This is a genomic window from Mesorhizobium sp. ESP-6-2 (assembly GCF_020164675.1).
In the GTDB taxonomy this organism is placed as follows: Bacteria; Pseudomonadota; Alphaproteobacteria; order Rhizobiales; family Rhizobiaceae; genus Mesorhizobium.
This window is the reverse complement of sequence record NZ_JAIUGT010000010.1, coordinates 157,996-180,782: the sequence shown is the minus strand read 5'-3', so window position 1 is coordinate 180,782 and position 22,787 is coordinate 157,996. Positions and strand designations below refer to the sequence as shown.

Sequence of the window (22,787 nt, the reverse complement as noted above, 5' to 3'; positions counted from 1 at the left end):
CGCCCGCCGGGGATGCGGCGCCGTCAGAGCGCCTTGAGCCTCGGGATGATTTCGCGGGCGATCGTCTCGACCTGCTCCATCTGATATTTGTAGGGGACGAAGATGATCTTCTGGACGCCGGCGTCGATATGCTCCTTGAGCTGCGCGACACAGTCGTCGACCGAGCCCATGACCGCACTCTCGCGCGTGCAATCGCTGTGCTCGGGGAAGTCCCACTCCTTGTTCAACCAGTCCATCATGGCCTCACGGACCGCATCCTTTGACGGGCCGATCATGATCGGCAGCTGGGAGGCGTTGAGCAGCTTGTCAGGATCCTTTCCGCCCTCTTTGGCGTAGGTGCGAATCTTGTCCCAGGAGCGCTTGAAGTCCTCGGCACGGTAGAAATAGGTCAGCCAACCGTCGCCGACGGTGCCGGCGCGCTGCAGGACACGGTCGACATAGCCGCCGATCAGGATCGGGATCTCGCTCTGGTGCGGCTTGGGATACATCACCGCCTTGGAGATCTTGTGGTTCATGTACTCGCCTGACACCGACGGCTCGGTCCACAGCCGGCGCATGATCTCAAGGTTTTCGTCCATGATCTTGCCGCGCTTCTCGAACGGGGTGCCCATGGCGTCGAACTCGCGCTTGTACCAGCCGGAGGCCATGCCCATCACGAGGCGGCCGTCCGAAAGCTGGTCCATGCTGGACAACTGCTTGGCGAGCGCAACGGGGTTGCGCAGCGGCAGGACCAGGATGCCCGTGCCCATCTTGATGCGCTTGGTGCGTGCAGCAATGCCCGTCAGGACCGTCAGGGAATCGATGATCGGGAAATTCGGATCGACGCCCAGCAACATGTGGTCCCAGACCCAGACCGAATCGAAGCCAAGCTCCTCGACGCGTACACCATAGTCGACAAGCGCCTTGGCGCTCGGCATTTCGGGATAGGCGGTGAAATTGCGCGCGGCGATACCAAACGTCTTTGACAATACAGTCATTGAAAAATCTCCCACAGGGTTAGGCAGTAAACAGGCGCTCGGGGTCGAGCATCCGCAGCGTTTGCAGCTCGTGATCGGTCGGCGGCTCGGTGACCGCCGTTTTCTCATCGAAATCCAGCCTGAAGCCGGTATTGTCCTGGACCTCCTCGCGCGAGACGCCGGGATTGAGCGCCAGCACCTTCATGCGCCGGGTTTTGTCATCGAAGCCGAAGACGGCGAGCTCGGTGATGACACGGAACATGCCGCCGGCCGGCAGCCCGCTTTCGGCACGGCTGTTGCCGCCGCGGATGAAGCCGGGACTGGTGATGAAGTCGACATTCTCGACAAAGCGACGCTTCTCGTGCTTCATGGCGACGATCATGTTGGTGAGACTGGAGATGTCGTTGCCGCCGCCGGTTCCCGGCAGGCGCGTCTTGAGGTCCTTGGGGTCACCTATATAGGAGGAGTTCAGATTGCCGAACTGGTCGATCTGCGCCCCGCCCATGAACCCGACATCGACATATCCGCGCTGCAGGAGCAGCAGGACGTCGGCGCTGCCCAGCACCATGTTGGCGCGCTTGGTGCAGCGCTGATCATTGGTCGAGGGAGGCAGCTTGCCCGGCTCGACAAAGGCGCCGACCACCCCGCCTTCGAACAGGATCGTGAGGCCCGGGCAACGCAGGCGCTGCGCGAGCGTGGCGGCCAGAAGCGGCGTCCCAACCCCCGCAAAGACCACCTGCCCGTCGCGCAGCTGGCGCGAGCTCAACACGGCCAGGATTTCGGCCGCGGTGTAGTGATTTTTCTCAGTCATTGTAAATGCTGCGGCCCTTGCGGCTTGCATCGAGAAGCTCCTCCATACCGATCAGTGCGAGATAGTCGTTCCAGGAGTCCGGCCCGTAGAAGTAGCGGTCCAGGTAGTCGCGCATGCCGTTGACGGGGTCCCCGTTCACCTGCGCGACATAGGCCTCCATGTGATTGAGCATCGGCTCGTAGATGCCGAAACATTCATGCGGCGCCGAGCCATAGGGAACCTCGACCACCGCATCGACGCAGAAGAACGGAATCTTGGTCTGATCCGGAGCGCGGCGGATCTGATCGTTCGAGACGATACGCTCGGTGGTCAGGATCACGCGGTTGGCAGCCATTGCGAGGTCGAGGTCCATGAATTGCAGGCCATCGATCTGGGCGTTGCCGTAAGCGTCGCAGCGCTGCACATGGATGAGAGCGACGTCCGGGTTCAGCGCCGGCACGAGCAAGAGCTTTTCGCCCGTGAAAGGACAATCGAAAGGCTGCGCCTCGGGACGCTGTTCCAGAACGCCAGAACCCAGCATGGCGCGCATCGGCAAGAAGGGCACGCCCATGCCGCCGGCGCGAAAGCGCATGCCGACGCCCATATGGCTCCACTCTTCGTAATTCTTGCCGAGCTTTTCCACATGCAGCCGCATCACCTTGGACAGGCCCCAAAGAATGCCCTGGGCGAACCAGCTGGTGATGATGTGGTCGGAGACGCCAGAACCGAACAGGAGATCGCCGTCGGTTGAAACGATGCAACGCGAGCAGGAAAGGTTCTGGCGGCGCTGGCGAATGACCTCCCAGATCAGCGCCATGGGCGTGCGCGACATCGTCGAGCCGCCGATACCCACCTTCATGCCATCCTGGACGAAGGAGGCAGCCTCCTGGAGAGACATCACCTTCTCGCGTAAACTGCGGTCGCGGCCAGCGAGGTTCTCCCTGAGCTTCGTATAGGGCTCTACCTGAGCATTAAGCACGCATTCTCTCCTTTCACAGGCGGCTCGGGACCGCCTCTTGCCTAATTCAAGCCGACCTCAGCGTTGAAACTCGTGATCAGCGCGTCCCAATCGGGCGCGCTCTGCGCGACGCCGCGCCAGAATGACTGGTCGCGGCGCGCCTCAAAATCGTCAGCAGTCACGCCCTGCTGTTCGACCCAGGTGTAGTAGCCGAGATTGAAAATGCGCCGGCGTTCCCGCGCGTCGGTTTCCAGAAGATGGGGCCCCGCGGACGCTCCAAGATGGGTAGCCAGCACCGCGGCGATGTCTGCATCGGAAATCCCGCCGCCAAACTCCTTGCGCTCCAAGGTCTCAAGCTCACTGCGATAGAGACCGGCTCCATCGGTGGCGATCGTCATCACAACATCGTCGGACCCGTAGTCCATGTATTTGGCGAGCCTGATCGCAGCCAGGATATTGGCGATTCCGGAGATGCCGATTTCGTCCAGGAACGAAAGCTGCGCTTCCTCCAAGCCAAAACGCCTCGCCAGCCTGAAGCGCATGCCATCAGCATTGAAAAGCAGGTTGAGGAGGTCGGTGGAGCGATCCGATATCCCGATGACGAAATCGAGATTCATGACGTTGTGGATCAAGGGAACGTGCTTGTCGCCAATGCCCTGGATGTTGTGTTCGCCATAGCCGTTCTCAAGCAGGGTCGGACACTCGACCGCCTCCACCGCCGCGATCCGGGTCCCGTGCGTGGATTTGAGCCGGTCACCGGCCGCGATGGTCCCGGCAGAGCCGGTTGCCGACACAAAGGCGGCCAGCCGCGCGCCGGCATGGGCGGCAGCAAAATCGAAGAACACCCTGTCACAGGCACCGCCCGTGCACACGTGGTGGGCCAGGTAGTTCGGAAAGGCCGAGAACTGGTTGAGGATGACGTTCTCGTCGCTCAGCGCCAGCTCATGGCACTTGTCGTATATCTCCTTGACGTTGCTCTCGGTTCCGACTGTCCTGACGATGTGGGACGGGTCGGCAACCCAGCGCTCCAGCCATTCGTAGCGCTCCCGACTCATCCCTTCGGGCAGAACCGCCACGCCGGCGCAACCCAGGATACGGGAGATCGCGACGCCGCCACGACAGTAATTGCCCGTCGAGGGCCATATCGCGCGATGGCGGTCAGGATTGAACCGGCCCGAAACCAGCTGCGTGACCAGGCCGGCATAGGCCGGCAGCACCTTGTGGGCGCCGATCATGGGGAAGCGCGCGCCCAGAAGCACCACGATGGGCGTCCTCACCCCAGTCAGCGCCGCGGGCAAGACGACATAGGACGGCACGTCGGAGCGACCGCGGCGGCCGGCATCATTGAACCAGTTTACCCGCCACAGATTGGATGGGTCAGCCGCGTCGGGATCAACGTCTGCCAGACGCTCAAGCGCCCGTTGAGGGATCGGCTCCTCGCCGGCAAGCTGGGCAAAGGTGGGAAGCACGATGGCGCGCTCGCGCGCCCTCTCGACCGCGGCGCGACGGATATCCGCATCGAGCACTTGCGCCTTGTCCTGCAGAGCCTCTCCCAGCCCGATCATCGCAACTTTTCCCCATTCGCTGCATGTGCAACGTCAATATCAGACTATCATACTAACATTAGTACGACTAGTAAAGAGGCAAAATCCTGTGGCAAGGAGGGATGCATTCGCATAAGAATGCTCGCTGCCGGATACAGGCAGTCGGGCAACGGTTTCGAAATTGCCGACCGGACGATCCGCGATCTTGTCTGTCGAGATCAGGGGCATCTTCGGCCAAGGCCCTAGCCGACGATTCCCAATCCAACGACGGCGTGACTTGGCTAAACTGCCGGCAGGACCCATAGCGGTCGAGGCAGGGCAGCCATGTGCGCGCGCTGGCGCTGCTTTTGCGAGGCATTGCCGTAGGTGGTGGTCCTGAGCCGTGGCACACGCCCGGCATCGACAATTATGCTTTCCATCCTCTGAGGCGTCATCTCCTGGCCGTGGCTGGCGCCGGCGGAGCGCGAGATGCTCTCATCCATAAGCGTCCCCCCAAGGTCGTTGACACCGGCGTTGAGGCAGTGACGCACCCCCTCGGGGCCAAGCTTCACCCAGGAGGCCTGGATGTTGGTGATGTGCGGGTGGAGCGTGAGCCGCGCCACCGCATGCATCAAGATCGCCTCACGGAATGTCGGGCCAGGCCGCGACCGCCCCTTGAGATAGATCGGGGCCTCCATGTGCACAAACGGCAATGGCACGAACTCCGTGAACCCGGCGGTTTCGGCCTGCAGGTCACGCACCCGGATCAGGTGCCTTGCCCAATGCTCATAGGCGTCGATATGGCCGAACATGATGGTGGCGGTCGAACGGAAGCCGAGGCCGTGCGCGGCGCGCATGACGTCCAGCCACTCCTTTGTGTTGAGCTTGTCGGCACAAAGCGTGCGCCGCACCTCGTCATCAAGAATCTCGGCCGCCGTCCCGGGCAATGTATCGAGCCCCACCGCCTTGAGCTGCGCAAGAAAGTCTGACACAGAAAGGCCTAGCGTCTTGGCGCCCTGGAAGACCTCTAGTGGCGAGAAGGCGTGCATGTGGATGGAGGGCACCGCCTCCTTGACCGCGCGGCAGAGCGACAGATAGCGGTCACCCGTATAGGACGGGTGAATGCCGCCCTGCATGCAGACCTCGGAGGCGCCGCGTTCCCAGGCCTCACGCACCCTGCCTGCCACTTCGTCGAGCTCCAAATCGTAGGGGCGCCCACGCAGGTTCTCGCTCATCTTGCCCTTCGAGAAGGCGCAGAACTGGCATTTGAAATAGCAGATGTTGGTGTAGTTGATGTTGCGCGTCACCACGTAGCTCACGACATCGCCATTGGTTCGGCGCCGCAGGTCGTCAGCGGCGCGGCACACGGCTGCAAAATCCGTGTCGCGCGCCCGAAAAAGCGTCACGATGTCCGCTTCCCCAAGCAGGCGCCCTTCGCGGGCTCTGTCCAGCACGGCCTGGATGCTCTTGCTGGCCGGCATGGGCTTTGCCCGCAACAAGTCCACATCGGCGGTGGGCAGCTGGTCGAGCCGGCCGGGGCACCAGTGGTCGGTACGGGGCCAGCCGTCGGCATCGACAAGGTTATAGAGCGAGAAGCGCAAGTCCGCATCGACCCAGTGGAGCGGATCGCGGGCGAAAGCGGGGTAGATCGCCAAGCGCTCGACGAGCTTCTTGCCGGCATGACGCGTCGCCGAGCCGAGCTCCTCCAGATGCGGCCACGGTGCCTCGGGATTGACATGGTCGGGTGTCACCGGTGAGACACCGCCCCAGTCATTGATGCCGGCGCCGACCAGTTGCGCCAGGGCGCCTGGGCTGAGATTTGGCGGAGCCTGGATGTTCATCTGCGGTTCGAAGAGCAGTCTGGCAACCGCAATGGTCCAGAGATGGTCTTCCAAATCGGGTGCAGGCGCGTCGGCCATCCTTGTGCCCGGCTTGGGCCGGAAATTCTGGATGATCACTTCCTGCAGATGCCCATAGCGATCGTTGAGCTCGCGCAAGGCCAGCAGAGCGTCGATTCGCTCCTCCCGCGTCTCGCCAATACCGATCAGGATGCCGGAAGTGAAGGGAACAGCCTTTTTACCCGCGCGCCTGATCGTATCGAGGCGCGCAACGGGGTGCTTGTCGGGGGAGCCGTGATGCGGGCCGCCCTTGGCGCAGAGCCGCTCCGAGGCACTTTCAAGCATGATGCCCTGCGAGATCGAAACCTTGCGCAGCGCAACGAGGTCGTCGTCAGTGAGCAGACCCGGATTGACGTGTGGCAGCAAGCCGGTCACGCGCAGCACCAGCGCCGCCATTTCCCGTAGATAGGAAATGGTTGTCGCGTGACCCAGTTGCGCGAGCTCCTCTCGAGCAGCACGGTAACGGGCCTCCGGCTTGTCGCCCAGTGTAAACAGCGCCTCCTTGCAACCAGCCTCCTTGCCTGCCCTGGCGATGGCCAGAACTTCCTGCGGTGTGAGAAAAGCGCGCTCCCCCTTACGCGGGGGTTGGGCAAAGGTGCAGTAATGGCAGACATCGCGGCAGAGCTGCGTCAGCGGGATGAAGACCTTGCGCGAGTACGAGACATAGGGCCCGTGAGCCTGATCGCGCCGAGCTGCAGCGGTTTCCAGCAGCTTCGTCAGGTCCTTCACCGCGATGAGATCGAGGGCCTCCTGGCGTTCTAGACGACGCGAAAGGGGAAACTCGGCCAACAGATCAGCATTGCTCATAGCCGCGACAACTCCAGTGTGTTTTGCGTGGACGCCCGCATCTTGAGGTCAGTGATGCGGGCAAGTAGCGCCCGCGTGCGGCGGGCGGGGCCTCCGGCCAGCTTGCCGGTCATCAGGTCGCCAGGCACGTCGATGTCATTGCTGGCACCGCTTAGCTGCAAGATCGCGGGTTCGAGACCGAGCAGCTTAGCCGCGGCCAGATGGCGGGCGAAGCTGTCGGGGCCGAAGGCCGGGGTGATGACGTCTGGGCCGCGCAGACCCAAGAGATTGGTGCCGCCGTCGCGGCGCGCCGGCGCCAGCACCACCGGATTCCAATCCATGGCGAACAAGGCCGCCTCGATCTCGTCAGCGACGATGAAAGGAATGTCGCCCGGAACGACCAGCGCGCGGCTGGCACCCGCCTTGGCCAGGTAGCGCAAGCCGAGCTCGACGGCCGTGTTTGTCCCGGTGTCCAAGGGGTCGTTCAGGACCTTTGCGCCGAAAGACCGGGCAATGGACTGCGCCTCGGGATCACTGGTTACGACCAGCACGCCGTTCAGACCATGCGCCTGCCAAAGCGCTTCCATGACATCCTTCAACATCGCCTGGGCAAGCACGTTGCGCTCGGCCGCGCTGAGCAAGGCGCCAAGCCGCGATTTGGCCAATCCAAAGGGTTTGACCGGAACAAGCGCCCACGCACCGCTGACAGGCAAGCGGGCGGCGCGCGTCATTGCCTTTCCCTCCTGGCAATGGCCATCGCCGTCAACTGATCGGCAAAGTCCAATACGGCTGTGGCCAGCTGGCCACGGTCATCGTCGGTCTTCATCAAGGTCCGCGCCACCCTCACATTGCCCGACAGGTCGGCACGGTCGCGCTCGTCGTATGTGTCGATGATCAGCCCGTCGAGCAGACCGCCATAGTGGCGCATGATCGCATTGGACGTCGCAGGCACCCCAAGCTCCGCCATGATCTTGTCTGTGGGACCCTTGACCGCCTTGCCGCCGATGATGGGAGAGACAGCGACAACGGGCGCCGAAGACTTCTCGATACGCTCCCTGATCCCGGGGACGGACAGGATCGGATCGATGCTGAGGAAGGGGTTCGAGGGGCAGATAACGATCGCGCGCAGGTCCGGGATCTCAAGGGCACCCAGGACCTGTTTCGACGCAACGGCCGCACGGCTGCCTTTGAAAACAACGCCGTTGACGGGCGGCGCGCAACGCTGCTCCACAAAGTAACGCTGGAAAGGCAGCATGCCTTCAGCCGTCGCGACCATGGTGCGGATGGGATAGTTGCTCATTGGCAAGATGGTGGCCGCTATTTCGAACCTGTATGCGAAATCCGCGACGATGCGGGTGAGCGTCTCCCCCTCCCCGAGTCGACGTGTCCGCTCGACATGGAGCGCAAGATCGCGATCGCCCAGCCTGAACCAGGTCTCCCCGCCAATGGTCTCCAGGGCGCTCATGAAGTTCCAGGTCTCATCCTGGCGGCCCCAGCCGAGCTCGCGATTGGCGAGGCCCGATAATGTGTAGAGGACGGTGTCGATATCAGGCGAGATCGACAGGCCGAGATGTTCAAAATCATCGCCCGTATTGACGATCAGGACCAGACGGTTGCCCAGGAGCCGGGACAGGCCATAAGCAAGCTTTGCCCCACCGACCCCGCCACACAGGGCCACCACCTTGCCTTTGCCAGGACGCACCATCACCGGAACATGTCCCTTTCGCGACTGCGCAGAAGTGCCGAGGCTGGCCTTTGAGGCGCGGCCGAACGGTAGTTTCGTATGACGATGACGGGCCTGCCTTCGTTGGCTTGCCCCATGAGCAGGGAAGCCGCCGAGGCGAGCTCGTCTGCGGTGGCGATCTCCGTCACTTTGAGCTCGCGTCCGAAAAGATCCGCCGCCCCAACCCGGTCGATCAGGGAGGGCACGCCCGCGGCGCCCAAGGCGACACCCACCACGCCGTTGCGCCAGGGTCTGCCGAAGCTGTCATTGATGATTACGCCGCATGATACGCCAAACATCGCCTCCAGCTCCTGCCTGAGCCCTGCGGCGGACTGATCCGGATCCTTCGGCAACAGCAAGACCCGCGCGCCACCGCCATGATCGATGTTGGATTCATCCACCCCGGCATTGGCCATGACGAAACCCAGCCGGTGCGCCACGACGATGACGTGCGGGCCGGTCTTGACGATCTCGTCTGCCTCCGAGAGCACCACCTCGACATGGCGGGGATCCTTGCCGGTCTTGGCGGCCAGATCCCTGGCTGCCTGTGAGGGCGTCACGCTCGTCAGATCGATGTAGCGGTCCTCGGCCTTCGAGACGATCTTCTGGGCAAGGACGACGATATCCCCATCCTGGAGGCCGATCCCGCTGTCGCGCAGCCTGGCCCCAATGATGGCGGCGAGGTCATCCCCCGGCGCAATCAGCGGCATTTCAGGCACCGCGTGGAGCGACATAGCGACAACGGCAGACATCGATCAGGCTCCGAGGCCCTCGGCCAGGCCCGTGATTGCGATACCGGCCCCCGGCACCTTGTATTGGCGGTTGATCCAGATCAGCACCGAGGTGAGCGCCTCGGCGGCAGCGGAATTTGCCAACGAGCCGCCGCCGACGCCGCGCGTGGCCACAGCGCCCGCAAGCGCAATGACCTGTGAGCGGGCGTCCTTGTCATCGGAAAACACCAACACGTCGCATTCCACGCGGCCGCCTTTGTGCAGCTTGGCGGCACCGACATTGTGGAAGGCTGACACCACGCGAACCCCCTCGCCCAGCAGCTTCTGGGCGATCTGGGCGGCCGAACCGGCCTCAGGCAGTTGGACGGTCGAAACCTTTGGCGGCACCAGCGGCACGGCGGCATCGACGACGATCTTGCCCTGCACGGCCTCTTTGATCTCATGCAAGGTGGCGTCATGGCTTGCAAAGGGCACCGCCAGGACGACGATGTCGGAGCGCCTTGCGGTCTCAAGATTGTCTGCCCCGGTGACCGAGGCGCCGAGGCTGGGCGCCAGCGCCTCAGCTTTTTCCTTGCTGCGCGAGCCGATGACGACCTCGTAGCCGGCGGCGGCCCATCCCTTGGCCAAGCCCGAGCCCAGGTCGCCAGTGCCGCCAATGATACCGATGATAGGGGTCTGACCCTCAGACATTTCCACACCTCACAATCGATGTTCAAGAGAACCGGCAGCGAAGTGCAGGAGTTTGCGAAGCCGACGGTGAGCCAGGCGCTCCCGCAAATACGTACTATCAATAGCAAGACAATACAAGTTGAATTTGTTGGCTCGCCGCGCTGGAGCCGGACAGCCGCCGCTGCAAGTCTAGCGGAACGGAGATGGCTGGCAGCAGGGTGCGGAGCGGGCGGCAGGCCATTTGCTGGCCGTTGGCTACCTGGCCCGAGGCGCCAGCCCAGCGGCGCGCCCCGCAGCCGCAAGGCCTAAAAAAAGGTGGCGCGCAACCGGCCGCAGACGGAGAGCCATCTACCGTCAACCCATTCAGTCGGTTGCGCGCCGCGCATGGCCGGTGTGCCGACCATGCGATCGTTTAAGCAGCAGCAGAAATCCCGGCAAAGTGCTCTGCCAGTTCCTGATGTGTGTGTGCCCGCGTCTCGGCGGTAACCTCCGGACCAGCACCAGTGCCTTGAACGGAGAAGAATCTCAGGTCATGCAACCCGGCAATGCCCAGCACCGCCTTCAGATAGGGCGTGAGGAAATCGGGTTGGCGAGCCTTCTCGCCAGAGAAGCGGCCGCCAGAGGCGATGGCGATGTAAACGGGACGATCCCGAAGCGTGCCGATCTTGCCGGCGGACGTGATGTTGAAGGTGCGGCGAGCACGCACGATGTGATCGATCCACGCCTTCAGGGCGGACGGAACAGTCAGATTGTGCATCGGCGTGCCGATGACGACGATGTCGGCTGCCTCCAGCTCCTTCACCAGCTCTTCCGAGCGCGCCATCGAGCCGTCCTCGGAGACGTCCGCGGCCGCGCCTTGTGAGATCGCGTAGTTTTCATCGACATGCGCAATCAGCCCATCGCCGAAAGTGTGGTGGGTGACGGTGGCGCCAGGCTCCTTTTGCAGAAGCAATTCGACGATCTTCGCCGACAGCTTGTAACTTTCCGAGTTTTCGCCCCTCGGGCTGAAGGTCAGGCGCAAAATCTTGGTCATCTTTCTCAACACTTCCGATCAATCCATTGCTGCAATCGGGCAGCGATAGCGCGGTAGTAACGTGCCTCATGGTCCATCTCCAAGGTCCATGAAGTGAAACCGTAACTGGTCCATGAGCGGCACAGCCGTGGCGCAGTTGACGACGGCCTGGGAGCAAGACGCGGTTAATCAGGGTGAGTCACAAGCATGCCTGCGCTAGACAGCTCAGTCCGTGAAGCGGGGACTTTTCCAGCGCCTGAGAAAAATCTCCGTGCACGTCAGACGGCAACGTATAGATTTCTCTTATCCGAAACGTCGCTGGCGCATGGACTTGTCAACGACTGGGGAAACCGGCACTTCGCCCAACCCCATTGGGCCCCGGCAATCGTTGGCTCGTGAGATGTCCTACGCCGCAGCGCGCGAGGGCACACAGTCGGCAATCATCCCGCGGACCCTAGCCATTTGCCCGCGAATGCTGCAGAAGGAATGGCCAGACACCACCAACATGGTATAGGCTCAAGTGACAAAATTACGAAAGTCACTGGTCCATGACTCAAACCAAAACCAATTTCGTTGCGTCCCTTAACCCGGCTGGCACTGTCCCTCTCTACCGGCAGATCTACGACCGCTTTCGCGATTCAATCGCCAGCGGCGTACTCAAGCCCGGCGATCGCATCCCGTCTGCCCGAGCCCTGACCAAGGAACTCGGCCTGGCGAGGGGCACCATAGATACAGCCTACTCGCTGCTGGCGGCTGAGGGCTATATCCAGGCACGGGGTCAGGCCGGGACGATTGTAACGCCAGACCTCAAACGTGCGCCTGTCGCAAGCCCCCCACCACAACCCGATGTCGGCCTCTCCACCAGCTTTCGCCCGGATTCGATCCTGCCCTTCCAGATGGGCTTGCCGGCGCTCGACGCCTTTCCGCGCAAAATCTGGGCCCGCCTTGGCGCCCAGTGCGTGCGGGCCATGCAGCCGGCCGACATGGTACACCCGATCGTCAACGGCCTGCCGGAACTGCGTGCCCGTATCGCCGCCTATCTGCAGGTCTCGCGAGGTATAAGCTGCACGGCTTCACAGATTTTCGTGACCACTGGGTACCGCCATTCGATCGAGCTGATCTGTCACGCCCTCATGCGGCCCGGCGATCGCGTCTGGCTGGAGAGCCCCGGCTATCCGCCGACGCGCCAAATATTAGGACATATGCGCATCAACCCGGTCTCGGTGCCAGTCGACCGTGACGGCGTGATGGTGTCGCAGGGCATCAAGCTTGCGCCGCGTGCTCGCGCAGTCGTCCTAACCCCGGCCCATCAATCCCCGCTCTGCCTGTCGCTGTCCTTGTCACGGCGCCTGGAGGTGCTGGACTGGGCGGCCAGGAGCGACGCCTGGATCATTGAGGACGACTATGATGGCGAGTATCGATATGTGAGCCGCCCTCTGCCCGCACTGAAGAGCCTCGATCGGGACGGGCGGGTTCTCTATGCCGGCACCTTCAGCAAGGTTCTGTTTCCCAGCCTGCGGCTCGCCTATCTCGTGGTGCCGGAAGCTCAGGTGGAGCGGTTTGAGCAGATCAGCGAGGCCTTCACCGGCGGCAGTCCGGAACTCACCCAGGCGATCGTCACGGCCTTCATGACGGAGGGCCACTTCGCGCGGCACATCCAACGCATGCGCAAGCTTTACGGTGAACGCCGGGAAATGGCAGTAAACGGGCTCGAAGCCGTCCTTGGCAAACACATGCGGGTCGATACCCAGCCTGGTGGGATGCATTTGATCTTGCGACTCCACGGTCAGCAATCAGACCGCGCCCTTGTTGCACGCATGCGCGGCGCCGGGCTCTATGCCGAAGCCCTCAGTGACTGGTCGACAGAAAAAGAAGCTGCGTCTGCCCTGCTGTTGAACTTCACCAATGTCGACTCGCAAAGAAACGCCGAGACCTTGGCAAAACGCATCCTCAACCTGCTCTGACGGCGCCCGGCGCTCCCACATGGCCTACTGGATATGCCCGATCATGGCCCTTCGAGCCTAGTTCAAGAGGTGTAAACTTTGAGGTTGTCACCGGGGGCGGAGGCATCTCCAGGAATGACACATAGGTGGTGTCGATCGGAAATGAAGAAGATGGGTCAGGGCGTGGAAATCGAGGATGTTGAAGGCTTCGCCGATATTGCGGCTTCCTACGCCACGATGCTGGAGCTGCGTCCAAACCTCGGAAATGTGGAATCCTTTGTCCAGCAGGTGATCCGCCAGAAGGCGCAAGGCTACCGCTTGACGGCGGCCTGGTCGGACGGCGAGATCGTTGGGCTTGTCGGCTACCGATCCCAGGAAAGTCTTTTCTACGGCCGCTACGTCTTTGTCGACGATCTGGTGGTGAATGCCTCGTTCAGAAAGAGCGGCATTGGCGCGCTTCTGCTCGACGCCGCCCGCAAATACGCTCGCGAGCTTGGCTGCAAGCAGCTGGTCCTGGAGACCGGGCTGCAAAAGGTCCTGGCCCAGCGGTTCTATTTCCGCGAAGGCCTCCTCCCCCACGCGTTGGGTTTCATCGAGTCGCTCGGCGATCGGACCCACTAGCCCAACCCTTTCCGGCAAGCCGGGTACTGCCCTGAAGGCAAGATTTCGGTCTCGCACCCGTTCGCCCCAGTGCTTTTCCCCATTCGGATCATATCTCCTTGGGCCCGGGTTGCTCGACATGTCTGCTTTTCGACCGCTCCAAGGGGGAATTATGGCCTATATCCATAACCAGATTATGGCTCTTCAGTTATAGGCCAAGAACCCTCATCTTGGCGTTCTCAACTAATGGAAGCAGGGATTCATTATGTCTAACCGCATCGACTACGCCACCGCGTCCCCCGAGGGCTACAAGGCCTTCGGGAACGTCTACGTCACCTTGCTGAAGAGTGGCCTTCCCAAGGACCTGATCGACATCGTCTATCTGCGCGTGTCCCAGATCAATGGCTGCGCCTTCTGCATCGACATGCACTCGCGCGATCTCCTCAAGTCGGGGCTGACGATCGACAAGCTTGTCCTGGTCCCCGTGTGGCGTGACGCCGGCAAGATCTTCAGTTCGCGTGAGCGGGCGGCATTGGCTTGGGCCGAGACGGTCACCCGTGTCGCCGAAACCGGCGTGACGGACGAGGATTACGCGGCTGCCACTGCCGAGTTCACGGACAAGGAACTCGCCGACCTCACCTATGCGGTCGGCCTGATGAACGCCTTCAATCGCTTCGGAATCTCGTTCCGTTCGACGCCGGCCGCCGCGAAGGCGTGACCTCCGACCCGTGGGTGCCGCGGCCAGGACCTGACGGCGGCGCTCACATCAGCTGAAGAACACGGAGAACCCATATGGCATGGGCATTACTCACTCTGGCCGGCGCATTGGAAATAGCGTTTGCCTTCTTCCTCAAATCATCGGTCGGCTTCACGCGGCTGGTGCCGTCCTCGCTTACCGTCATAGCTGGTCTCTGCAGCGTCATTTTGCTCTCGGTCGCCCTGAAGTCGATCCCGGTCGGATCGGGCTATGCGGTCTGGACAGGGATCGGTGCGGCCGGAACGGCGATCGTCGGCATTGCCTTTCTCGGCGACTCGCCCTCGCCTTTGCGGCTTCTTTGCATCGCGCTCATCCTGGCCGGCGTCATCGGGCTGAAGCTGGTCTCGCAATCGTGATGGCAACGCTCGACAGGCACGCGGCAATAGCAGTGCATCAGGGGCTTCACAGCGGCTCGCTCAGTGAAGCCCGTGGATGCAGGGCGCCCAACGTGTTGCCAAAACCCTACCGACATCGATGACAGGGGGCGACAAATGACCACGACCTTACCCGACCTCCTGGCCGATAACCTCTCCGTCGTGTTTTGCGGTCTCAATCCTGGACTGGACGCGGCACAGACCGGCCACCACTTCGCCGGCAAGGGCAATCGCTTCTGGCAAGTGATCCACCAGGCGGGCTTTACGCCGACACAAATCGAGCCCGAGGACGACGCGTCCATCCTTTCGTTTGGCCTCGGCCTCACCACGGTCGTCGATCGGCCGACTGCCGCCGCGATTGATGTCACGCAAAAAGAATTTGCCGCGGGCGGCGTTGAGCTCTCTCGCAAAATTGCTCGTTACAGACCCCGCAATATCGCCTTCCTGGGCAAACCGGCTTACACTGCAATCACCCGCAACCGCAACGTCGGGTGGGGCCGCCAAGACGTTCGGATGGCTGGCGCGACGATCTGGATCGTGCCAAACCCGAGCGGTCGGAATTTTGGCTTCAGCCTCAAGGAACTTGTCGAGGCCTACAGCACTCTCCATCATGCGCTGCAGCATGGCCAGACAGGCTCCGGTCTTTCAGACAACACCAAGAAGCGCGCGGGCATGTACTCCAAAGTGCCCGCCGATTGGTGTGTGGAGGCCGCGAGACATGCTAGCTTTCGGTGGGTACGTCCGGACCTGCAAATTGAAGGACACGAGGAGCAAAGCTGCCGTTCGCGTCATGGACAGCTTTCGGGTCACATCCCCGAGACAGGTCGATCACGCCCGGCACTGTAGCTCTCTGAGTGGGGGAAAGGCGGTAGCGCTCCTCCGACTCGAACCCTATAGCGAGCGAACGGCTCGATGATCAAGTTTCTCCCAATGCGTGACGTGAAGTCCCAATCTCTTTCATAAGCACACGCAATTCGGCTGGAGGAGCAAGACAGAAAGTTCGAAAAGCTTCCAAGAACCCCAGCCAAACCGGATCCTGGGCAGCCAACTTCACTCCACGAGCCTCTTGTCCGGCGACCGTACGCATTCTGCGTCGGCTCCACTGCAGTTCGATAGTCGAAGCTTAGGAGAGCGGTTGCAGCGTTGATCATCAACCAACAGAGGGGATAAATGAGACAAAGGGACCACCAATGACCAACCAAACTGATACCCGCTCTGCCGAACTAGCTGAGTTAACCGTCGACATTGTCTCAGCATATGCCAGCAACAATCCATTGCCGGGTATCTGGCCTGCCGGATCCAGTCACCTGCTACGCGCAGTTCGACGTCGCCATCATCTTCGACGACCTTGCACACGATCATCTATCCCGATTCCAGACCATAGCGCTCGCCCGCTTCGCGGAATCGCGCGTAAGGAGCGTCGGTCAGATCGGGGCGCGTCCGGCGGACGCGTCATCACGAACATCCGCTTCTGTGCCGCCGACCAACGTTCTCGAATGTCAGAAATTGGGCGCAAAGCTGCCATTCGAAAGAGATGAATGCGGTCAGCGAGTGACTGGATCAGCTTCTTGAATCAATATGGCGAACCGCTTTGTAACCCGTTGACAAGTAACGATTATGTTAGTCGCTGGCGGACTCGACGAACCGCGCAATTCTGCCGTTTTCATCGCCTGGGTTAGACAGTATTGTTCCCGTATCGTTCCGCATTATTCCGCGAGGCAATATGGCTAGCTATTTCGAACAGCGCATGGCCGAGATCAATGCAGCAGAGGAAGCCCGCCGCGCCTCATATGTGCCGCCGCCAGTTCCCAAACGCCCGTCGCCGCCGGCTGAACTTCATGAAGGCTGGCAAGGCCGTCAAGATCGGCCGCTCGACCAACCTTAGAAGTCGGTTCAAATCCCTCCAGACTGGCAGCGCCATCGATGCCCGAATCGTTAAGATCCTTCCTGGCGGTAAACGTCGCGAGAAGGAGTTTCACAAGCGTTTCGCGGAATACCGCCTCAGAGGTGAGTGGTTCAATTATGCGGCTCGCTCGCTAGATATCTGGAGATGTGCATTCACGCGATTGACCTGCCTGAAGCCGACCCAGAGCCGGAGGAGGACATTCGGCTATGAGGCCAGCGTGCGCCGAATCTATGGAGTACCCCTATCGAGCTACTCCCAAGGTTCCCTCACAGGAGAAGAGCAATGGCCGCTAGGTTGCCCGGAGACGTGAATCTCATCCTCACCCTCGCCTTCATCTTTGCGGTTGTCGCGGCCACCGCCCAATTGGGATATCGCGCTTTGGTCTGGCTCGGCTATTTGGGATAGTCCGCCTTCACCACAATGCGCGTATAGGCGCGCTCGACCTGGAACACAGCTTCAACCCTGGTGTCAGTCGATCCTCTGGCCACGCCAACGAAACATGACCAGAACCAGCGGCCGGCGGATGGGCCGTGAAGCTCTTTCTTGATGCGCCCGACGCTACGCCCCTGAAAGTCGCCGCAGAAGTCAAATGGCGACGGCGGGCCGCCAATGACCGTCCGGCCCCACTGGAGACGAACGCGGGCGCCTCGATCCATGACATACCGAAATGCGCCTTCCTTCGACTCAAATGTCCCGAGGATCGTACTGCCGTCCACGACCTGCCAACCGCGTTGATCGGCGAGACGAACGGTGAGGCGATCGGACGCCATCAAGCCGATTTAGTGCAGGCTAGGTCAATCGGCCAAGCCAGCGTCATGGTAGACGACCGCATCGAGAATCGTATTGTAAACGCTGACAGTATCTTCCTCGATTCCGGCGTAGCTTGAAAAGCCCGCGCCACTTTGCCGGTGAGCGCGGGCCGATCGGAGGGCCGATCTTCAGCAGGCGATCGGTGGCACCACCTGCCGCACCCCATCAATCGTTAGCCATACCTAATGTTCCGTCACGCTGTATCGGGGGATGTTGTCATCCGCGGAACCGTTCGGTGTGCCAGGTGATCTTGCCGCCGATCTTCATCGGCTTGTGGATCATGAGTCGTTTCGGCAGGTGCTCGGGATGCACCTCGAGCAGCGTGACCTTGATCTGAGGCTTGCAGCGGTTGCAGTCGAATTTCAGCTTCAGCGGGTCGACGCCACCGCCGTACACCATCATCAAATCCGCCGACCGGCAGTAGCGGACATTCCCGCAACTGCATTCCACCTTCACAAGCATGTTGTGCCGGGTCGCCTTGCCCAGCGTGTCTATCGGGTCGTGCGCCATGAGAACGAATAAGGAACATTTTCCTTGCCCGTCAAGAGCGCATTCGAACTACCGGCAACGCACGCGCGGTCGGAACAATCCTTGATTCTCGAGGTTCGTTTTTTTAGCAAACTCAGGAGGCACCTATGTCGTCAGAATCGCGCGAATGGATGATCCAGTGGCTGAGAGACGCGCACGCCATGGAGGAACAGGCCGAGACGATGCTCTCGGGACAATTGAGCCGTATCGAGAATTACCCGGAGCTCAGTGAGCGCATCCGCCTACATCTCGAAGAAACAAGGCAACAGGCTGCCCGGCTGAAGACCTGTCTTGACGGGGTCAGCGAAGGATCGTCCACCATGAAGGTCGCAAGCGGCAAGCTCACGGCGCTCGCACAATCCATAAGTGGGGTATTTGCCGGCGATGAGGTGATGAAGGGCTCTCTAGCCAGCTACACATTCGAGCACATGGAAATTGCATCTTATACAATCCTAATCGCGGCCGCCAACGCCGAGGGCGAAACTCAAATCGTGCAGGCGTGCGAGCAGAATCTGCGCGAAGAAGAAGCAATGGCGGAGTGGCTGAAGAGCCATCTTGGCCAGACGACGCAGACCTTCCTGTCGCGTGCCGCCGCTGATAGTGACGACGCAAAACGGTGATTACTAGGCCACGTCGAGGCGCTGTTGTGTGGTGCTCTGTCTCGCCGGCTATGGCGAGTTCCCAACTCGGGCCGATCAGATGTCAAACAGGTCGGCCGGCCCGCGGCCGATTTCATCAATGATATCGGGGGTATTGTTGCGCGGCGATCCGACCTTGCTGTCGATTGGCCACATCTTCATCAGGTCGGACGGGAACGGCTTCATCAAATCCCGTGGGTCCAGCTCGGGCCCGGCCAGCGCATGTAGTCGCCCGGCGCCAGGATCACTGGCATGCGGTCATGACTTTTCGCCATGAGCTCATTGGGCTCGCACGTGGCAACTGCGAAGGTGCGGATCAGCTCGCCCGTCGCCCTGTCGGAATATTCCTCCCAGATGCCGGCCAGCGCGAACGGCTCGCCCGACTTCATAGCGATGGCGTAAGGCTTCTTCTTTCCGGAGGGGTCAAGCTTCTGCCACTCGAAATAGCCGTCTATCGGCACCAGGCAGCGGCATGAGGCATAGGCCTTCTTGAAAAGGCCGTTGGTGGCGATCGTCTCGCACCGAGCGTTGACAGGCGGCGGCCGGCCACCACCGTCGCGTGCCCAGCCGGGGACCAGTCCCCAGCGCGCGGAGACAAAGCCCGCCATGCTGGTCGACAGCTCCTCCCGGATGATGATCGGGTATGTCAGGCTGGGTGCGCCGTTCCAGAGCGGAAAGCTGTTGCCCAGCCGCTCGACATCGCCAGCATGGGCGAATTCAAACCGGCGAACCATATCCGGGATTGTCGATTTAACGAAAACACGTCCACACATTAGGCCAACCACACCTCACGTCAGCGAAGACCAAAATGGAAACAAGGCGGGAACCAGTCAAGCCGTCGGGTCGGGATCGCTCATTCCGGACGCCCTGCATCGTAGTGCACGATGGCGTCGAAGATTGTGCGATAAAGGCTGTCGACTTCCTCATCGATCTCGTCTCGCTTGATCCCAAGCGACTTGGCGTCGGCAAACAGCTGATGGGTTAGCTCGTGAACGGAGATTGCACCCGATTTCGTTGTCTCGGGGATGTTATTGGCGATCCACCGATCGAGGAAGTTGATGCCGCGTGTGGTCATTGAGCTTTAAGCTTCGTCGCCGGCTTAAGTTCCTGCGCGCGCAACTCCATCGCTTTAAGCCGTTGTTCCCGCAACCTGGCCGTTTTTTCGTACCGCGCCTTTCGCTCGGCATCGAGGACAAGCTTGCATTCCCGGTCCGTCCTTTCGATTTTTTCGCGATCGATCTTACGTTGCGACATGACAGCCTCCTTTTGTCTGACACGCCAAAGAAGAGCCGGCTTCCAGAAATGTTCCCCGCGAAATCTTTGAGGCGAAACCTCAAATGTTATTGTGCCGGCGTGATGCGGATACTGCGTCTTCATCAGCCTCCGCTTCCATCGTGGTGGCAACAGGCTTTATCTCGCCCCCGATCGGCAAGCCGTCGTATCCCTGAAGCCAGGCTTCGGCATGCTCCTGCCAGAAGTCGGGCACGGCGCGTTCCTTGCCATCCTTGCGGGCCTGTGCGCCGTACATCGACGCGTAGGTGACGCGCTCCTGATCCTTCTTGGCTACGGCCATCATTCATCCTCTCGGTAGTCTAGCAGCTTCGCGTGGCGCAAACTCTCTTCGCCCTTCAGGAACTTCGCCCTTCCGACCAGACCTGGCTTCAGCCATTCGGCCTTGTCCTTCTTATGCCCCTTTGGCACCAGCCCCCCAACCTTGCCCTGCACCCTGTCCCATAAAACCTGTCGTTTGTCGGCTTTGAAGGTGACGAAGGCGCCGCCGCGATAGTGGCCCTTGTCGGCCATCAAGACCATGGCTGGCTTGCCCCGCTCTCGCTGCACGCCGATGATGTCCATGTCCTTGACGTCGTAGCACTTGATCTTGCGCCAGTTCATCGTCGGGCCGCTGCTGTAGTGCTGTCCTTCCGCTTCGAGACCACGCCTTCAAGGCCTGCCTGGTCGACCAGGTGGTAAACAGCGTCGCCGGTGCCGGGCAGCGCCTCGCTGAACTGTATCCTACCGCCGGTCGGGATCATCTCGTGCAGGATCTCGCGACGGTCTTCCAGCGGCATGTCGCGCAGATCGTGGCTGTTGATGTGCAACAGATCGAAGGCGACGAGATAGAGATCCTTCGGATTGCGGCCGGCGACGACCGATTGCCGGGCGTGGAAATTGGACATGCCCGCTTCGTTGACTGATGGCTTCGCAATCGAGGATGAAGCTCCCCGCTTCGATCGCCGCAACGTCGCCGGCGAGACTGCGATACCGATCCGTCCAGTCGTACCCGTTCTTGGTGAAGAAGCGGATGCCGTCGACGTCTTTTATGACCTGGGTGCGGTACCCGTCGAATTTGACCTCATGGCTCCAGTCGCCGCCCTCTGGCGGGCGCTCGACGAGCTCGGGCTCCATAGGCTTGATGAACTTCAGCCGGCCCCTCACCGGAATGCTTAGGCAATTGAAAGACCCCGCGCCACAGACGCGACTCAAGCCGCGACGCCCGATTCAGTTCCGGAACATTTTAGCTGAATTGAATGTTTGACCGGTTGAGGAGGTGCTCATGCTGATCAACTGTCCGCAATGCAAAGGCAAAGGCTTTGGAGGCTCCCGGTCGAAGACATTGACGATCGCTACGACCTTGCGTTGGCCACCATGATCTATGCTGATGGGAAGCGTTGGCCCGCTATATCGGAGGGACCGATTTGGAGAGTTCCCACAGGTGACCCCGTCACCTACGAATTCCCTTGCTTCAGGTGCCGCGGACTAGGCGAAATCGACCTGTGATAGCTGAAACGCAAAAACCCGCCGGCTGAGCGAGCGGAGCGCTGTATTGGGGGTCGTCACTTCTCGGGAAGCGCTCGGTGAAACCACCGGCGCCCAGCATCAAGGCATAGCCGAGGAGCAACCGGACAGTGCGTCGGAAGCTAACTGGCAGAGCCCTTTAGGTCTTTCCAAATCTTGGCTTCGCGAACCAGGGAATTCCAGTCGGTGCCGATGAGCTTGATCAGGCCACGCGCCTCTGCCTCGGAGATGCCCACCTCTTTAGCCAGGCGCCGGGCAAGGAACTGGATGCCCGGATCATCTTCGCGTCCGTCGCCGGTAGTCATCGGAGCCTCCTTTGGGATCCGAACTTGCCGGAGATGGTTTGGTTTCGTGGGCGATAAAAAAAGCCCCACCGTCGTCGAGACGGGCCTTGACCCGACAGTCGCTTGCCCCTGAGCCCTCGCCTCGTTCAAGATGTTCCTTGACAGCGAGATCAAGGAGGATCGCGAGAAGCAATATACGAACCGGGACAGGTGGCGGGCGGCCAGGCATGGCCGGTATAACAAATGTTAAGCTTGATTGTTCCGCACCGCCCCTGCAAAAAACCCCATCGGGCGGGGGAAATGCCGGTTGAGTGCGCCGTCAATACCTATGATAGACTGCCCGCTCGAACGCGCTACTTTGGCAGCAACGTTCGGGAGCGATACGATGTCACGCACTGAAGCCAAGCCCATCGACGCAGCATTGACCATTGCGGAACTGGCAGTCCCGAGTGAGCGGTTATCGCCGCGATCGAGCTTTACGGGCAGGATGCTGCGATCGCCGTCGCTTGGTGCGCTAGACGCGAATCTAGCTGGTCGAAACGCCGACTACCGCTTTTGGTGTCACGTCTTTCGAGAACTAACCGGCGCAAGCACGAACAATAAAAAAAGCCCCGCCGGCCGGAGCCAGCGGGGCATCTGCATGAAAGTGCCCAGTCTTAGCGGAATGGCGTTGGTCAACCGGCTAGGCGCCCCGAGACAAACGAGCCGTTCCAGAATCAACTACGGCGAGGCCGGCTGTGACGGTTGGGTACCTTGTTGATCGCCACCAGTGGTCGATTGGGGTGTTGGGTTCTTGTCCACCTTTGGGTTCTTATCGACCGGCTCGGCATTCATATTGTCGGTTTTGGACTTAACGGGATCGCTTTGCGCAGGATTCGGGCTGATGGATGCCGGCGCCTGACTATTCTCCTGTGGCGCGGGCTTCTCCTGTGTTGCCGGCGTCTTGGCCTGCTCGCCATAGATTTCAGCAATGCCCCACGCGATCATTGCCAATAGCAGTCCGCAGAGCAAAACAGCGAGAGCCGGAAGTCCGCGCCCGCCCTGACGAGCTTTCTTTTCGGGGATATCATTGGTCATAGAAACACCATTCTGGAGAGAGGATGGC

At 61.0% G+C, this 22,787-nt stretch carries 26 protein-coding genes and 2 pseudogenes; 8 read left to right on the top strand and 20 right to left on the bottom strand.

Annotated features, from left to right (window positions below; translation table 11 throughout):
* Positions 1-23: 23 nt before the first annotated feature.
* The 10 genes from LB532_RS24155 to LB532_RS24110 all read right to left on the bottom strand — a co-directional run bounded on the left by LB532_RS24155 (position 24) and on the right by LB532_RS24110 (position 11,055).
* Complete coding sequence (locus LB532_RS24155; protein ID WP_140640842.1) at positions 24-977, bottom strand: LLM class flavin-dependent oxidoreductase; 954 nt, start codon at positions 975-977, stop codon at positions 24-26.
* 19 nt (positions 978-996) lie between these two features.
* The gene (locus LB532_RS24150) at positions 997-1,767 is read right to left on the bottom strand and encodes a CoA-transferase subunit beta (RefSeq protein ID WP_140640840.1); all 771 of its coding nucleotides are present in this window, start codon (positions 1,765-1,767) and stop codon (positions 997-999) included.
* Positions 1,760-2,725, bottom strand: a complete 966-nt coding sequence (locus tag LB532_RS24145) for a CoA transferase subunit A (protein ID WP_181169404.1) — start codon at positions 2,723-2,725, stop codon at positions 1,760-1,762. Before LB532_RS24145 ends, LB532_RS24150 begins: the two co-directional genes overlap by 8 nt.
* 41 nt (positions 2,726-2,766) lie before the next feature.
* The gene (locus tag LB532_RS24140; protein WP_224557294.1) at positions 2,767-4,230 is read right to left on the bottom strand and encodes a pyridoxal-phosphate dependent enzyme; all 1,464 of its coding nucleotides are present in this window, start codon (positions 4,228-4,230) and stop codon (positions 2,767-2,769) included.
* 299 nt (positions 4,231-4,529) lie between these two features.
* Positions 4,530-6,932 carry a 5-amino-6-(D-ribitylamino)uracil--L-tyrosine 4-hydroxyphenyl transferase CofH gene (cofH, locus tag LB532_RS24135; protein WP_140640836.1) on the bottom strand — a complete coding sequence of 801 codons (2,403 nt, stop codon included), beginning with the start codon at positions 6,930-6,932 and terminating at the stop codon, positions 4,530-4,532.
* Positions 6,929-7,642, bottom strand: a complete 714-nt coding sequence (cofC, locus tag LB532_RS24130; RefSeq protein ID WP_140640834.1) for a 2-phospho-L-lactate guanylyltransferase — start codon at positions 7,640-7,642, stop codon at positions 6,929-6,931. Before cofC ends, cofH begins: the two co-directional genes overlap by 4 nt.
* Positions 7,639-8,616 carry a 2-phospho-L-lactate transferase gene (gene cofD, locus LB532_RS24125; protein ID WP_140641025.1) on the bottom strand — a complete coding sequence of 326 codons (978 nt, stop codon included), beginning with the start codon at positions 8,614-8,616 and terminating at the stop codon, positions 7,639-7,641. The genes cofC and cofD overlap by 4 nt, the downstream gene beginning before the upstream one ends.
* Positions 8,616-9,386 (bottom strand): coenzyme F420-0:L-glutamate ligase, encoded by a 771-nt coding sequence (cofE, locus tag LB532_RS24120; protein WP_140640832.1) that lies wholly within the window; start codon positions 9,384-9,386, stop codon positions 8,616-8,618. The genes cofD and cofE overlap by 1 nt, the downstream gene beginning before the upstream one ends.
* Positions 9,387-9,389: 3 nt before the next feature.
* Positions 9,390-10,055, bottom strand: coding sequence for an NADPH-dependent F420 reductase (npdG, locus tag LB532_RS24115; protein WP_140640830.1), 666 nt, complete (start codon positions 10,053-10,055; stop codon positions 9,390-9,392).
* A gap of 391 nt (positions 10,056-10,446) precedes the next feature.
* Entirely contained in the window at positions 10,447-11,055 is a 609-nt protein-coding gene (locus LB532_RS24110; RefSeq protein ID WP_246674446.1) for an FMN-dependent NADH-azoreductase, read from the bottom strand.
* A 539-nt stretch (positions 11,056-11,594) separates the two neighbouring features.
* Between LB532_RS24110 and LB532_RS24105 the strand changes: the two genes are divergently transcribed.
* The 7 genes from LB532_RS24105 to LB532_RS24075 all read left to right on the top strand — a co-directional run bounded on the left by LB532_RS24105 (position 11,595) and on the right by LB532_RS24075 (position 17,513).
* On the top strand, positions 11,595-13,010 hold the full coding sequence (locus LB532_RS24105) for a PLP-dependent aminotransferase family protein (protein WP_140640826.1): 1,416 nt from the start codon (positions 11,595-11,597) through the stop codon (positions 13,008-13,010).
* A 114-nt stretch (positions 13,011-13,124) separates the two neighbouring features.
* Entirely contained in the window at positions 13,125-13,610 is a 486-nt protein-coding gene (locus LB532_RS24100; RefSeq protein WP_224557324.1) for a GNAT family N-acetyltransferase, read from the top strand.
* 244 nt (positions 13,611-13,854) lie between these two features.
* Positions 13,855-14,307, top strand: a complete 453-nt coding sequence (locus tag LB532_RS24095) for a carboxymuconolactone decarboxylase family protein (protein ID WP_140640825.1) — start codon at positions 13,855-13,857, stop codon at positions 14,305-14,307.
* A 74-nt stretch (positions 14,308-14,381) separates the two neighbouring features.
* On the top strand, positions 14,382-14,702 hold the full coding sequence (locus LB532_RS24090; protein WP_140640823.1) for a DMT family transporter: 321 nt from the start codon (positions 14,382-14,384) through the stop codon (positions 14,700-14,702).
* Positions 14,703-14,837: 135 nt separating this feature from the next.
* Positions 14,838-15,566 carry a G/U mismatch-specific DNA glycosylase gene (mug, locus tag LB532_RS24085; protein ID WP_140640821.1) on the top strand — a complete coding sequence of 243 codons (729 nt, stop codon included), beginning with the start codon at positions 14,838-14,840 and terminating at the stop codon, positions 15,564-15,566.
* 914 nt (positions 15,567-16,480) lie between these two features.
* Positions 16,481-16,936: a GIY-YIG nuclease family protein gene (locus LB532_RS30340; RefSeq protein WP_411908893.1), complete on the top strand. Its 456-nt coding sequence runs from the start codon at positions 16,481-16,483 to the stop codon at positions 16,934-16,936.
* Positions 16,937-17,156: 220 nt separating this feature from the next.
* Complete coding sequence (locus LB532_RS24075) at positions 17,157-17,513, top strand: hypothetical protein (protein WP_181169403.1); 357 nt, start codon at positions 17,157-17,159, stop codon at positions 17,511-17,513.
* Positions 17,514-17,652: 139 nt separating this feature from the next.
* On the opposite strand, the gene LB532_RS24070 is transcribed toward LB532_RS24075, so the two are convergent.
* Positions 17,653-17,946, bottom strand: a complete 294-nt coding sequence (locus LB532_RS24070; RefSeq protein ID WP_140640815.1) for a hypothetical protein — start codon at positions 17,944-17,946, stop codon at positions 17,653-17,655.
* A gap of 125 nt (positions 17,947-18,071) precedes the next feature.
* Here LB532_RS24070 and LB532_RS24065 point away from each other — a divergent pair, with 125 nt between their 5' ends.
* Positions 18,072-18,584, top strand: coding sequence for a ferritin-like domain-containing protein (locus LB532_RS24065; protein ID WP_140640813.1), 513 nt, complete (start codon positions 18,072-18,074; stop codon positions 18,582-18,584).
* 75 nt (positions 18,585-18,659) lie between these two features.
* Here LB532_RS24065 and LB532_RS24060 read toward each other — a convergent pair.
* The 9 genes and pseudogenes from LB532_RS24060 to LB532_RS24030 form a co-directional block, all read right to left on the bottom strand.
* Positions 18,660-19,375, bottom strand: a pseudogene (locus LB532_RS24060) (SOS response-associated peptidase).
* A gap of 80 nt (positions 19,376-19,455) precedes the next feature.
* Complete coding sequence (locus LB532_RS24055; RefSeq protein WP_140640811.1) at positions 19,456-19,677, bottom strand: DUF768 domain-containing protein; 222 nt, start codon at positions 19,675-19,677, stop codon at positions 19,456-19,458.
* Complete coding sequence (locus LB532_RS24050; protein WP_140640809.1) at positions 19,674-19,856, bottom strand: hypothetical protein; 183 nt, start codon at positions 19,854-19,856, stop codon at positions 19,674-19,676. The genes LB532_RS24055 and LB532_RS24050 overlap by 4 nt, the downstream gene beginning before the upstream one ends.
* Before the next feature lie 79 nt (positions 19,857-19,935).
* Positions 19,936-20,178, bottom strand: a complete 243-nt coding sequence (locus LB532_RS24045) for a hypothetical protein (protein WP_224557292.1) — start codon at positions 20,176-20,178, stop codon at positions 19,936-19,938.
* Positions 20,175-20,495 carry a hypothetical protein gene (locus LB532_RS30240; protein WP_318011241.1) on the bottom strand — a complete coding sequence of 107 codons (321 nt, stop codon included), beginning with the start codon at positions 20,493-20,495 and terminating at the stop codon, positions 20,175-20,177. The genes LB532_RS24045 and LB532_RS30240 overlap by 4 nt, the downstream gene beginning before the upstream one ends.
* Complete coding sequence (locus tag LB532_RS30235; RefSeq protein ID WP_318011240.1) at positions 20,492-20,779, bottom strand: hypothetical protein; 288 nt, start codon at positions 20,777-20,779, stop codon at positions 20,492-20,494. The genes LB532_RS30240 and LB532_RS30235 overlap by 4 nt, the downstream gene beginning before the upstream one ends.
* 25 nt (positions 20,780-20,804) lie before the next feature.
* Positions 20,805-21,008 (bottom strand): annotated as a pseudogene (locus LB532_RS30230) (ATP-dependent DNA ligase); the annotation flags it as partial.
* 512 nt (positions 21,009-21,520) lie between these two features.
* Complete coding sequence (locus tag LB532_RS24035) at positions 21,521-21,703, bottom strand: hypothetical protein (RefSeq protein WP_140640807.1); 183 nt, start codon at positions 21,701-21,703, stop codon at positions 21,521-21,523.
* A gap of 699 nt (positions 21,704-22,402) precedes the next feature.
* On the bottom strand, positions 22,403-22,759 hold the full coding sequence (locus LB532_RS24030) for a hypothetical protein (RefSeq protein WP_140640805.1): 357 nt from the start codon (positions 22,757-22,759) through the stop codon (positions 22,403-22,405).
* Between the last annotated feature and the right edge of the window lie 28 nt (positions 22,760-22,787).